The 13388-nt window shown below is 70.0% G+C and carries 8 protein-coding genes and 1 pseudogene; 4 read left to right on the top strand and 5 right to left on the bottom strand.

Going from position 1 to position 13388, the window contains the following annotated elements:
* Nucleotides 1–3: 3 nt before the first annotated feature.
* The 5 genes from AB0J02_RS17130 to AB0J02_RS17110 are packed head-to-tail and all read right to left on the bottom strand — an operon-like array spanning nucleotide 4 to nucleotide 5380.
* Nucleotides 4–1275 carry an MFS transporter gene (locus tag AB0J02_RS17130; protein WP_363194466.1) on the bottom strand — a complete coding sequence of 424 codons (1272 nt, stop codon included), beginning with the start codon at nucleotides 1273–1275 and terminating at the stop codon, nucleotides 4–6.
* Complete coding sequence (locus AB0J02_RS17125; protein WP_363194465.1) at nucleotides 1259–1786, bottom strand: GNAT family N-acetyltransferase; 528 nt, start codon at nucleotides 1784–1786, stop codon at nucleotides 1259–1261. Before AB0J02_RS17125 ends, AB0J02_RS17130 begins: the two co-directional genes overlap by 17 nt.
* Entirely contained in the window at nucleotides 1783–2997 is a 1215-nt protein-coding gene (locus AB0J02_RS17120) for a type III PLP-dependent enzyme (RefSeq protein WP_363194464.1), read from the bottom strand. The genes AB0J02_RS17125 and AB0J02_RS17120 overlap by 4 nt, the downstream gene beginning before the upstream one ends.
* Nucleotides 2994–4322, bottom strand: a complete 1329-nt coding sequence (locus AB0J02_RS17115; protein WP_363194463.1) for a DUF6271 family protein — start codon at nucleotides 4320–4322, stop codon at nucleotides 2994–2996. The genes AB0J02_RS17120 and AB0J02_RS17115 overlap by 4 nt, the downstream gene beginning before the upstream one ends.
* The gene (locus tag AB0J02_RS17110; RefSeq protein ID WP_363194462.1) at nucleotides 4304–5380 is read right to left on the bottom strand and encodes a phytanoyl-CoA dioxygenase family protein; all 1077 of its coding nucleotides are present in this window, start codon (nucleotides 5378–5380) and stop codon (nucleotides 4304–4306) included. Before AB0J02_RS17110 ends, AB0J02_RS17115 begins: the two co-directional genes overlap by 19 nt.
* Nucleotides 5381–6066: 686 nt before the next feature.
* Between AB0J02_RS17110 and AB0J02_RS17105 the strand changes: the two are divergent.
* The 4 genes and pseudogenes from AB0J02_RS17105 to AB0J02_RS17090 all read left to right on the top strand — a co-directional run.
* Nucleotides 6067–6543 (top strand): annotated as a pseudogene (locus AB0J02_RS17105) (aldo/keto reductase); the annotation flags it as partial.
* A gap of 2 nt (nucleotides 6544–6545) precedes the next feature.
* Entirely contained in the window at nucleotides 6546–7901 is a 1356-nt protein-coding gene (locus tag AB0J02_RS17100) for a hypothetical protein (protein ID WP_363194566.1), read from the top strand.
* Nucleotides 7902–8746: 845 nt separating this feature from the next.
* Nucleotides 8747–11887, top strand: coding sequence for a right-handed parallel beta-helix repeat-containing protein (locus AB0J02_RS17095; protein WP_363194461.1), 3141 nt, complete (start codon nucleotides 8747–8749; stop codon nucleotides 11885–11887).
* Between the two features lie 173 nt (nucleotides 11888–12060).
* The gene (locus tag AB0J02_RS17090; protein WP_363194460.1) at nucleotides 12061–13377 is read left to right on the top strand and encodes a DUF1254 domain-containing protein; all 1317 of its coding nucleotides are present in this window, start codon (nucleotides 12061–12063) and stop codon (nucleotides 13375–13377) included.
* Nucleotides 13378–13388 lie beyond the last annotated feature (11 nt).

Genomic DNA, 13388 nt, shown 5'->3' with positions numbered 1-13388 from the left:
GCATCACCCGGTGCCGCTGCCCGGCACGGCCTCCACCGGCGACGTCACAGAACTCTCCTCCGGGACGTCCCGCCACCGGATCCGCGTACCGCACAGGCAGACGACGGCCGCCGCGCCCGCGACGACACCGAGCCCCCACACCAGGCTGGTCGCGTTCGCGACGAACCCGATGAGGGGCGGTCCCGCGAGCAGGCCCGTCGTCCCCATGGCGGCCACAAGGGCCAGCGCGTCGGAACCCTGCCGGGCCGCGGCGACGTAGACGCACGGGGTGACGGCCGCGATGCCGAGGCCGACGCAGGCGAAGCCCGTCAGGGCCGTCACGACGCCACCACCGAGCAGGGCGAACGCCAGGCCCGCGGTGGCCAGCGCGCTGCCGGCCACGACGACCCGGCCGTCGCCGAAGCGGCCGCGCCAGCCGTCGGCGAAGATCCGGGCGAGCACCATCATCGCGGAGATCACGGCGATGCCGAGCGGCGCCAACTGGTGCGAGGCGTCGGCGACTTCCTGCATATAGAGCGTCGACCAGTCGTTCATGGCACCTTCGGTGACCGTGCCGAACGCCATGGCGACGCACATCCACAGCACCACGCCGGAGGGCATGGACCACTGCTTCTTCTTCTCCTTCGCCTTCTCGTTCTCCTCCTCCTTCTTCTGCGAGGTCTGCTCCGAGGTCTGCTGCTCGGACGCGTCGTCGGTGAGAAGCCCGGTCCGGGCGTACACGCAGAACAGCAGGAGGAGTACGGCGGCGACGGCGAAGTGGGCGGACACCGACGACGTCATCGCGTTCATACGGGAGGCGAGCAGGGCGGCGAGCAGGGAGCCGCCGCTGAACGTGGCATGCAGGCGGGCCATGGTGGTGCGCTCGAACCGGGCCTCCAGCGCGGCTCCCTGGGCGTTCATGGCGACGTTCAGGCAGCCGACCAGGACGCCGTCGACGCCCAGGACGAGGAGTGCGACCGGGTAGTTCGGCGCGGCGGCCAGCGCGAAGAGCAGCAGCGTGAGCCCGAGCGCCGACAGCAGGGCGAGCCGCCGCGAGCCGAACCGCGTCATGAGCGGATTGACCAGCGGGAAGGAGATGACCGCGCCGATCCCCGCGGCCATCAGCAGGAAGCCCACCTCGGCCGCGGTGAGGCCGAGGTCGTCCTTGAGGGCGGGGATGCGCGAGGCCCAGGTGGCGTACTGGAAGCCGAGGGAGCAGAACAGTGCGGCGATCGCCCACTGGTGGCGGCGGAAGGCGCCGGAGGTACCGGAGACACCGTCAGAGACAGGGGACACGCACAACACCACTCACTTCAAGGGGCAGGGACATGTAGACGGCGTTCTCCCCGTACTCGCCCGGGGCCAGGACCCCGGGATGCGGGGTGAAGCCGCGCGCCGACCAGAACGCCTCCGTGCCACCGACGGAGACCAGGGAGAGCCGTTCGTACGCGCTGGAGCGCGCGGCCGCGCAGAGGTGGTTCAAGAGGTGGCGGGCGAGACCTCGGCGGCGCAGTTCCGGCGCGATCACGAGGTCGTGGAGGTGCAGATTGCGCGTCGGCGCGGCCGCCCGCCGCACGCGGCGCAGGTCGGGGTAGGCGCCGTGCGGATAGGGCAACGCCAGTACGTAGCCCGCGAGTCGGCCTTCGACATGCAGGGCGAAGCAGGTGTCGGGCGAGGTGTCACGCCGGGCACGCAAGGCGGCCTGCCCCTCCGACAGGCCGAGCTTGGAGTACGCCCGGGACTCCAGCGCCGTGATGGCGCTCCAGTCGCGTTCGGCGATGGCGCGGACGCGGACGGCGTCGTTCATGGGCGGCCGCCGACGCAGGTGTGCGGGAGCGGGGCGAAGCCGTTGAATCCGCGGGTCATGTAGCTGGCCGCGTAGGCGCCGCTGGACAGCACCCAGACGGGATCGCCGGACCTGAGGTCCTTCGGTACCCGTACCAGGCCGGGAAAGGCGTCGTCGCTGTCGCAGGTGGGGCCCGCGACACGCGCGAGGACGTGCTCGGTGTCGGACCGCCCTGAGTGCTCCGGGTGCTCCGGGTGCTCCGGGAAGTGGAGGGGGTACTGCAGGGCGTCCGTCTCGTACAGGCCGTTGAACCGTCCGACGCTCAGATACAGCCAGTTCCGCTGCTCGCCGTCGGGGCCGCGGCGCCGGGTCAGGCGCACCACGCGGGCGCGGACGGCACCGTGGTCGGCGACTAGGTGACGGCCCGGCTCCACGACGAAGGCGAGACGCCCGCCGTGGAGGTGTCCGTCCAGGTCTTCGTGGAGGTCCCTGAGATGCTGCATGCCGTCGCGGAGTACGGCGAAGATCTTGTCGAGCGGCGGGTCGAGGGGCGTGCCGTGCCGGTCGGCGTAGCCGCGTGCGGGCAGCCCGCCGCCGAGGTTGATGTGGTCGAGGACCAGGCCGCGCCGGCCCAGGGCCGTCATCGTTTCGGCGAGGTCGGCGAACGCGTCCTGCCAGGCGTCCGCCGTCATCTGCTGCGACCCCACATGCACGGACAGGCCAGCGGGGACAAGGCCCGACTCCGCAGCCTCCAGCATGAGTTGAACCGCGTCGTCGGGAGTGCACCCGAACTTCTCACTCAGGCCCCACAGCGCTCCGTCGCCGGTGGTGGCGAGCCGGCAGAAGACGCGGGCGCCGGGCGCGTGCGCGGCGACGGCCCGGACGTCCTCGAGACTGTCGGTGGCGTAGTCGCGGATGCCGAGGCGGTGGGCGTGCACGATGTTCTGGTCGGACTTCACGGTGCTGCCGTAGTGGATCCGCTCGACCGGGACGCCTGCCCGGAGCGCCTGCGCGACCTCTTGGGGACCGGCCGCGTCGACCCCGACCCCGCGCTCCGCGAGATACCCGAGGACTTCGTCCACGGGGCAGGCCTTCAGGGCGAACCGGACGCGTATACCGGGGAGTTCGCGCAGCAGCTCGTCGCAGCGGTCGCCGATCCCGTCGAGGTCGTACACGAGCCGGTCCTCCGCGGTGGCGGCCAGCGCGCCGTGGAGTGCGGTGACGTCGGTCATCGGACCGCCTCCGCGCTGGGCGCGTGACTGAGCACGGGCGTGACGCGGGCCGCGTGGACCAACGTCTCCCAGCCCTCCGTCAGCAGGGCGAAGTCCTCCATGTCGCGGCGCGCCTCGTCGAGCAGCCGCTCGCGCCGGACAGCGAGATCGTCGACCAACTCCTCGTATTTATCGCCCAGTTGTCGGTAGGCGGCGTCCAGGACGTCGAGCCGCCGTACGTTCTCCGCCCGGTCGAGGCCGGCGCTCTCGCGAATGAGGCGGGCGACAAGATCGGCGCGCACCTGCCCTCGGCCGTCCAGGAGCGTCTCGCCCGCTTCGGCCATCCGCTCGTAGACGTGGTGCAGATACAGCATCGACAGCAGGAACTTGGCGAAGCGCAGCTGGTACGCGAGGAAACCGGCGTGCGTCCGGCGTTCACCTGTATAGAAGTTGACGATGTCGCGGTTGTGCAGCACACCCGGCAGCGCGGCGTCGTGGACGAGGTGGATGAGGAAGTAGTCGCTGCCGATGGTGTCGGTGGCGGGCGGCAGCGGGACGCGTTCGTGCACGCCGTGGAAGGCGATGTTGCACATGTCGACGCGCATCGGGTCGACGAGGGTGAGCAGCGAGCGATCGTGCGCGAACGGCTCGACGCCGGCGCCGAGGAACGACTCGGCGGCGAGGTCCTTTCGCTGCTCGTCCGACCAGTGCCCGGGAGCCCACAGGCCGACGATGTCGGCGTAGACGTCCGGGTCGAGGGCCTTGATCTCGGCGATGTCGACGGAGAGTTCGCCTACGAAGGAGCCGCCGACCATCGCGACGCTCCTGCCCTGGTGCGCGGTGGCCAGGACCGTCTCGTCGACCATGGCCGCGGCGTCCACGGCCCGTCGGCCGAGGGTGCGCAGTTCGTGATGGACGGGGAAGACGGGACGCCCGTCGACGCTCTGGTAGCGGCTGTCCGAGTCCCTGCGGTGCACGGAGTCGCAGCCGAGGGCGGCCGCGATGAGGAACGCCCGGTTGGTGCAGGCTCCGTAGGAGACGCGGTCCGGGAGCATGAGGTCGAGCAGGAGGTCGGGCTTGGGGGTGTCGGCCCGGGCGATCGCCCGGCGCAGGAAGTCGCGCTGCTCCGCCTCGTCGAGGTGATGGACGGCGATCCGCGGATCGGCGGGCAGGCTCCGCAGGACGGCACGGTGCTGCTCGCGCGCGGGCGCGTCGGCGGAGTCCAGGACCAGCAGCCGCACTTCGACATCGAAGGTCTCGGCGGCGTAGGCAGCCTCCTCGCCGAGGGCCGAAAGGGTGTCGGCGCAGGGTCTGTTGGTCGGCAGCGTCAGACAGATACGGCGCATGCCGCCTCCTCCTGGCCCGCGCCCCGCTGCCGCCCCTTCCAGGACTCCAGGCCGAGCAGCCTGGCGCCCAGATCGGTGAGGTCGGCCGTGCCGTACCGGAGCGCTTCGGGCCGGTCCGCGTCGCCGAGGAGGGTCGGGTTCCAGTCGGGGGTGCTGAGGGTGCGCCAGGAGTCGACGCGGGAGCGGCGCAGCGTCTCGTGGGTTTCCAGGGCCGGCATCATCGACAGGTACTGGACGGCCCGGACGGCGGACTCGGAGGAGTTCGGCGCCACGCCGTGCGCCAGCATCCCGTTGAAGATCAGCAGGTCCCCGGCTTCCAACTCGGGCCGAACGACCGGCATTTCATCCCGGTCGATGCGCGGCCGGATCGGGTCCCGGCCCTCCGGCTGCAGCGCGGCCCACCGGTCGAAGCGGCGGAACAGCTCGGGACAGCACTGGAAACCGCCGGTCTCGGCGCTGGTGTCGTTCAGCGCGATGATCCCCTGGACGCGCTGCGGCAGCACGCTGGACGTGGTGTCGACATCCCAGTGGAGCTCGATGTCGAACCCCTCTTCCGTGGGCGCGATCAGCTCACGGGAACGGTTCCTGACGTTCGGCGGGTTGAGGTTGAGCCGGTCGAGGGTGACCCACAACTCCTCGCTGTCCCATACGTCGACGAACGCGTCGTACACGCGCTGGGCCTGTCGGCTGTCCCACAGGAGCTGGTGGTGGTACGCCTCGACAAAGCCATAGACGTGCAGGTCCCGGTCCAGGTCCGTACGGAACTTCCTTTCCTGGTACCAGGTTTCGGGCCGGTCGGGATCAAGCCCCTGGAACTCCCAGGTGAAGTCGAGAAGTTGGCGTGCGGCAGCCCTCGGTATCGCCTGCTTCACCACGACGTATCCATACGTCTGCCAGAAGGCGAAGTCCTCCGGCGACAGCACTCTGAGCGGCCGGCTCTTGTCCAGATGGCGCAGCTGGGTCTGGGCCAGATAGGTCTCGCCGTCCGCACTGAGGTACGGGACGTCGCCGGGGGCGCGGTGGAGATAGGGGGCGGTGGGTGAAACGGGGTGTTCCAAGGCTCGATCCTTCGGTGCAACCGCGTCGGCCGCGAGACCGACAGGTATTGGAGGTACATGGTTCTGAGGCTGGTGGGACTAATGAGGTCTGAGTGATTTAAGTGATCTGAGCGGGTGCCTGGGTGGGCCAACTGGCGAACTGGTGTTGTCCGGTGGAGTGGTGGCGTCGAGCGAGAGGGCGACAGCGGGGTGCGATCGCGGGCAAGGCGACCGGTGACCTTCGCCTCGGAAAGCTCGCGGGGGCGACGGCACAAGGCGGTCGCGACAGAGCATCGATCCCGCCTGTCGGCGACCGGCGCCCTCTCAATTTGGACTAGACCAACTGAAGCTGTCAACACTGGACGCCGCCGCGACACCGACACACCACTCTCGACACCCGCACGTCACGCAGCCTTTCCGGGCGAGCCAACTCGGGTCTTGACAGCGCGAGTTAAGGTATGGATGTTAGTGGTCTATACCAGGATCTCTCGCCCGGAGGTCTCACCCGACGACCTCGGCCAGGAGGGCGGTGCTTCGTGCGCGACCCAACACCCGGGCACGGGGCTTCGTCGCGCCCGCGCGGACGGATGGGCCGACGGATGACTCACCGCCGCACCGGCGCGCCTCGCGCCCCTGCCCCTGCCCCTGCCCCTGCCGGAGCCGACGTTGCGGTCCCGCGATGTGGACCGGCCGCGACGCCGTGCGCAGCCCCGAAGGTCGGCCGGATCCTTGAGCCGATCCCCGGTCCGCACGGCGACGACCTCGCCAACGGCTTCGCCGTGCAGGCCACCCAGTGGCGCCGATGGGACTTCAGTGCAGACCGCTTACGCCGCAGTTTGGAGGACAGCCTGGGCCGACTCGGCCTGGATCGCGTCGACATCGTCTACCTGCACGACCCGGACCACCACGAGCGACAGACCCTCGACGAGGCCTACCCGGCGCTGGAGCGGCTTCGCACCGAAGGCGTCGTCAAGGCCATCGGCGTCGGCGTGAACCAGTCCGCCCTGCCCACCCGCTTCGTTCGGGACACCGACATCGACGTGGTCCTCCTCGCCGGCCGTTACACCGTGCTCGACCAGAGCGCGCGCACCGACCTGCTCCCGCAGGCCCTGCGCCGGGGTGTGTCCGTCGTGGCAGGTGGTGTCTTCAACTCCGGGCTCCTCGCGGATCCGCGCCCGGACGCACGATCGTTCGCTGCGATCGCGCGGGTCTGCCAATTCAGGTCACGGATCCGCTCGGTGCAACCACTACGTACGAACGTGATGCCTTCGGTCGGCCTGTTGTCGTCAGGGACCCGCTCGGTTCGACGACGCTCCTGGAATGGAGCGTCGAGGGACAGCTCGTCCGCCGCATCGCCCCCGACAACAGCAGCGAGACGTGGTCGTACGACGGGGAAGGAAACTGCACCGCCCACACCGACGCCATCGGCAACGTGACGCGCAGCACCTACACGCACTTCGACCTCATGACCACGCGCACCACTCCGGACGGAGCACAGCACGCGTTCACGCATGACTCGGAACTGCGCCTCACCCAAGTGACGAACCCCCAGGGGTTCACCTGGCAATACGAGTACGACACCGCGGGGTGGCTGGTCCGGGAGACCGACTTCGACGGACGCCGCGTCCACTATGAGCGTGACGCAGCCGGGCGAGTGGTAGCCCGGACCAACGCCCTCGGTCAGACCGTGCATGACGCCTACGACCAACTTGGCAGGGTGGTGGAGAAGGAGACACCTGCGGGAACCACCACATTCGCCTACGACCTCACCGGGAGGCTCGCACAGACCGATGGTCCGGACGGCTCCAGCACCATCCTCAGGGACCGCTTTGGACGCGTACGTTCGGAGAACGTCGACGGACGGATAATGACATTCCGTTACGACGAGTTGGGCAGGCGAACCGGGCGGACAACACCCAGCGGAGTCGAGGCCAGATGGAGCTACGACGTGACCGGGCGCAGCGTGCAGCTGCAAACCGCGGGACGAGACGTGGGCTTCGCGTACGACTCCGCCGGGCACGAGACCAATCGCCGCATCGGCGCGTCTCTCTCCCTGGCCAACGTCTTCGACGACCTGGGACGCCTCACCACACAGTCCATCATCGCGTCTGACGGTGGCCGATGCGTCCAGCAGCGTGCGTACACCTATCGCGCAGACGGCCATCTTCTTGGCGTCGAGGACCTCACGTCCGGCACGCAACGTTTCGATCTCGACGCGATCGGCCGCGTGACCAGCGTGGAAGCCTGCAACTGGACGGAGTCGCATGCCTATGACCTCGCGGGCAATCTGACTGCTGCCTCCTGGCCGCAGAAGCATCCACAGCCGGCACCGATCTCACCCAGCTCGCGGACCCCTACGGCGGTATCGAGTTCCTCACTCGCTCACTGGACGGCTCACGGCTTTGCGCAATTTCTACCGAGGGCGGCGAACACTGGGTCATCGACGAGGCGTACCCGCCGCCCAGCGACGAGAGCGACTGACGAATCCGCGACAGCGGTGGCGCTGGGCATCCGCCCAAAGTGGGGGTGCTGGATCGGGTGACGCGGATGTCGGTGTATCGCTGGTGTCAGGTTCTGCGCGGAGGCGGTCGCCAGGCGTTGGTCTCGAAGGGGCCGGTGGCGCCCATTACAGGCTGCCCCTGGAGTAACTTCTGCAGCTGGAAGCCGAGTTGCATGCGGGACCGACCGCTCCTGGCTGGGTTGAGGAGCAGTCCTGGACGCCGGCGAGATTTGCCGTAGTGATCCAAGCCCGTGCACGCGGCAGAGGTGGCCGCGTGTGAGAGCAAGCCAGCCAACGGAGATCGGACGAATCCGGCCGGCCTCATCTGGGGCTCGATGTTTGGCACGGCCGATATTCAGACCTACTGTCGGCACCCTCGTCACGCAAGAAACGACAACCGAACCTGCCGACGAGGATTGTCCTTGTTCGTATCCGCGAAACTCCGTTAAGACAACCGTCAGCGTAGCCATGAACTGGGGACGACCTCACGGGACTCCCTTCGGGACGAAGAGGTCGCGGGCTCAATCGTCCGTACTTCCGAAACCCCGTTCCTCCTGCGCAACGGCCGCCAGAGCGCAGTGAGCGCGCCCTCCGGCACTCCCGCGAACGAGGCCCCCACCATGACGAGGGCCACGGTGGCGCCCACTCCCGCCTGTCACAGGTACTCCCGGTGCACGACTGGTGTCGCGTCATCGATCTGTTCCTCGGATGCGGCATCCAGGCCCCTCGGCTCACCGGCGTGAGCCCTCCCGTCGATACCCGCCCCGCGCGGCGTGGCAGCCGTATTTCATCGGAATTTATGACAAAGCTACGCCCATGGGAAGGGCGGGGACGTGCGCCGCCCCTTCGTGATGAGGGCTTCGTGCCCATGGACGTGCGAGGACAGCATGGGGACCATCGTGGGCGGTGACAGGCGAGCGGGAAGCCGGGGCCTACGGGCGAGAGGGGCGGCCGCTCTGGTCGTCGCAGGCGTGGTGTGCTCGGCGGGGACGGCGTGGCCCGCGTCGCCGCTCACCGCCGGGCGGGCTTCCGCCGAGGCCGTCGTGGACAACGCCGACACCGTGCGCATGGCGTGGGTGGGGACGCCCGACGCGCGGCCGGCCGACTCCGGGCTGCTCACGCTCCAGGCCGCGCTCAACGCCGCCGCCGCGGGGCAGACGGTCTCCTTCGATCCGGAGGACTACGTCTTCGCCAACCGGCTCACCGTTCCCCGCGAGGTGACCCTGGCGACGTCGGGTCCTTCGGTCGTCTTCGCCCGGTTCACCGTGACCGGTGGCGGGCTGAGCGCCGCGGACGGCAACGTCGCCTTCGGGGTGTCGGCGACGGGCGCGACGGTGACTGTGAACACCGCCGGGGCCACGCTGCGGCGCCTCAAGGTCGTCAACCCCAACGCTGTCGCGCGGCCGACCGGCATCCAGCTCGCCGCTGCGGCGACGGGCGTGGTCATCGACCGCTTCACGATGGACGGCGGGGACCAGGCTTCGTCCTTCGGCATCAATCTGACGACCGGGTCCGCCCGGGTCGCGGACACCGCGATCAGCGGTGTGGCGACCGGCGTCGGCGTCACCGGCACGTCGACTGCCGGCGGAGTCGCCGTGGTGGGCGGTTCGATCCAGGCATCCCTGACCGGTATCGGGCTCGGCGCGACCACCGCTCCCGCCGTCGCCGGCGTCACCGTGAGCGGCCCCGGCAACGCGGGCACGGGCATCGACCTGGCGAACTCCAGTGGCGCCAAAGTCACTTCGCCGTCCGTGAGCGACTTCTCCCGCGGCATCGGGACCACCAACACGAGCACGGCGGCGGGACCCGACATCACCGACGCGGTCGTCACCCGCGTCGGCCGCGAGGGAATCTCCCTGGGCTCGACCGACGGGGCACGCGTCACGACCCCGCAGATCACCGGTACCGACGCCGCCACCTCGGCCGGGATCCAGCTCTACAAGGCCACCGCGGCCGTCCTCGACCGGGTCCGCGTCTCGCACTTCAGCTCCGGGGTCGTCACCAACTTCGCCGACGCCGGAGCCGGACCGAAGATCGTCAGTCCGCAGATCTCCGAGGTGTCGACCGGCGGCATCACCCTGGGATCGACGCAGGGCGCACGCATCACTGATCCCACGATCAGCGGCGACGGCACCGCGTCCAGCAGCGGCATCGGCCTCGTGAACTCCGGGAAGGCGAGCGTCTCGGGCGGCACCATCACCGGCTTCGGGACCGGTATCTCCACACAGAGTTCCATGGACGGCACCTCCCGGCGTGACGACTACTCGCTCACCGACCTGCGGATCACCGGTGTCCCGAACGCTTCCACCGGTATCTCCCTGCTCGGCGCGGTGAACGCCACCATCTCCGACGTCCGCGCCGACGTGACCGGCGGCGGTGTCGTGCTGCACGACTCCGCGGGCGTCGATGTGCGCAGACTGACCGTCACCGGCCACGACGGACCCACGCCCACCTCGGGCGCCGCGATCCTCAAGGCGTACGAGACACGGAACGTCTCCGTCGACACGTCCTCGATCCAGGCAGGGTCGTACGGCTTCTACCTCCGCGACACCGACGGCATGACGATCACCAACACGCAGGTCGCGAACATCTCGGAGTACGGCATCCACGGCCGCAGCGTCACGAACCTCGACGTGGGCGCGTCACGGTTCGCCGACATGGGGGCCGTCGGCATGCTGAGCGCCCTGGACGCGGCCACCGGCGTGAGCGAGGACATCGACATCCACGACACCGTCATGAGCGGGAACGGCGGCGGCCTGCGCCTGAACTCCGGTACGCGCGACGTCCGGTTCACGAAGAACACGGTCTCCGGGCAGCCGTCCACGGTCGTCGCCGCACCCGCTCACGACGTCACCGTCGCGGACAACACCGTCACCCAGGCCGGAGCCGAGGGACAGGCCGCCGTCATGGTCACCCCGCTCTACGAGGACGCGGCCCGCACGGGCTCGTACTCATCGTCCGGCATCACGGTGCGCGACAACACCTTCCGCGGCGAGGGCACCTTCGTTCAGGCCGGCTCCGCCGATCAGTCGGCGCCCGACGCGCAGCGCCGCGCCCTGCGCGACGCCGTCCTGGTCACCGGCAACACCTTCCCCGCCGCCTCCACCGCCGTCCGGAACTTCCCCAACGCACTCACCGGCGACGACGCCCCGGCCCCCCGCTCCCGTGGCCGCGCCGCGGCCGATCCCGTCGCGGTGGACGCCCGCGACTACGACAACCCCAACGACTGGGGATCGGCCTGCCGGGCGACCGGCTACCTCGACGACGGCCTGGTCTACGACGGCGGGGGCGCGGCGGTCCGTGAGCTGACCTCGGCGCGGGCCCTCTACCCGACCGACTGCATCGAACTCTCCCTCACGGAAGACCTCGATTCCGGGCCCGACGCCACCTTCCGCACCGGTGACCTCGTCACCTGGACCCTGACGCCGCGCAACAGCGGTCTGCGCCCGGCCCCCGCGGGCTGGAGCGTCACCCAGCTCCTGCCGGACGGCGTCGAACTCGTCTCCCTCGCCGGCAAGGGCTACACGGTCGACGGCCTCACAGCCACCGCCACCGACGCCCTTGCGGCAGACGCCGAAGGACCGGCGCTCAAGGTCACCGTGCGCATCACAGCCGAGGCGGCCAGGGACGTGACGATGAAGAACGTCGCCTATGTGGCCCCGCTGGCCCCCGGGGACTCCACCGACCTCGACGGTGACGGTTACGCGGACGTCATCAAGGAGTACCGCAGCCCCCTGGTCGTCCCGACCCTCGCCACCGACACCGGCGAGTCCGCGACCGACAACGACACCCAGGGGCGGTGGACCGTCACCCCCGACAGCACACCGCCGAGCCCGCCCCCCAGTCCCACTCCCACGGCTTCAGGCACTCCGGTCCCCGTTCCTTCTCCTACGGGTCATGGCTCCGGCTCCGGGTCCCTGGCGGACACGGGGTTCGACCGGTACGCACAGGCGCTGACCGTCGCCGCGCTCCTGCTTGTCGCGGCCGGGGCCACGGTGTGGGGCATCGTGAGACGCCGCCGCGCCTGACATGCGCCCGTCCGGGTAGGGGCTTAGCTTCTACCCATGGGTGATATGGGGCGGTTTGGGGAGTTTGGTGGCAGTCACGGCACCCCGGAGGACTCCGCCGTCGACCGCAGTTGGCGGCTCGACGGCATCAGCCCCGCGTGACCTCGTCCGTTCCCGTACCTCAGGAGCCCCACGTGGAGTACCCCTCACCCGACACCGTGCGCGCCACCGCCGCCGACGGCTGGATCTGGGGCTTCGCGCCCCTGCAGAACTACCGCACCCTGTACCCGCAGGCCGTCGACTCCGACGACCCCCGGTACACCGGCGGATTCGGGCGCTTCCGGCACTACCCGCAGCCCTTCACTCCCGACAACACGGACATCGTCACGCCGAACAACGACACCCCGTACTCCTGGGGCTGGCTCGATCTGCGCGCCGAACCGTGGGTGGTGTCCGTGCCCGCCATGGGCGACCGCTACTACGTGCTGCCCTTCCACGACCTCGACACGGTCTACGCGGGATTCGTCGGCGCCCGCACCACGGGGCAGGACGCCGGTGACTACCTGATCGCCGGCCCGGAGTGGACCGGGGCCGTGCCGGACGGGATCAGCGGTGTGGTGCGGGCCGCGACCCAGTTCGTCGGGATCCTCGGGCGCACCTATCTCGCCGGGCCCGACGACGTGAGCACGCTGAAGGGGATCCAGGAGCAGTACGTGCTGCGGCCGCTGTCCGAGTACGCCGGTACCGCCGCACCCGAGCCCGCCGCCGAACCGGCCTGGCCGATCTGGCGCGAGGACTGCATGGACTCGCCTGAGTTCTTCGCCGTACTCGACTTCCTGCTGCCCTTCTTCCCCGTACGCGACGACGTGCGGGAGCTGCGCGAGCGGCTCGCCGCGCTCGGTGTCGACGGCACCGGCACCTTCGAGCCGGGCGCGCTCCCCGACGAGGTGCGCGCCGCCATCGAGCAGGGCATCGCCGAGGGGCGCGGGCGCCTGGACGAGGCCAACCGGCACGCGGTGAAGTCCGTCGGCCTCTTCGGTACCCGCGAGCAGCTCGGCACCGACTTCCTCACGCGCGCGGTCGGCGTCGACAAGGGCATCTACGGGCTGCCCGCCGAGGAGGCGTGGTACGGCGGCTGGGCCGTCGACAGCGAAGGAAACCGGCCGCCGGACGCCTCCGGGCGCGACTACACGATCCACTTCCCCGCCGACGCCCTGCCGCCCGCCCGCTTCTTCTGGTCGGCCACCATGTACCGGCTCCCGGAGCGCCTGCTCGTCGCCAACCCCATCGACCGCTACTCCATCGGCGACCGCACCCCCGGCCTCCACTACGACGCCGACGGCGGCCTCACCCTCCACGTACAGAAGGACCGGCCCGCCGGCCCCGCGCAGGCCGCCAACTGGCTGCCCGCGCCGGACGGCCCCTTCTCCGTCATCATCCGCATGTACGGGCCCGACCCGGCTGTCCTGGACGGCAGTTGGGCCCTGCCTCCGTTGACGGTCCAGAGCTGAAGGCGGGTCGG

Origin of the sequence: Streptomyces sp. NPDC050264 (assembly GCF_040655895.1) — a bacterium.
GTDB lineage: Bacteria > Actinomycetota > Actinomycetes > Streptomycetales > Streptomycetaceae > Streptomyces.
Note: the sequence above shows the minus strand (reverse complement) of the source record. Positions and strands in the feature narration are given on the sequence as shown.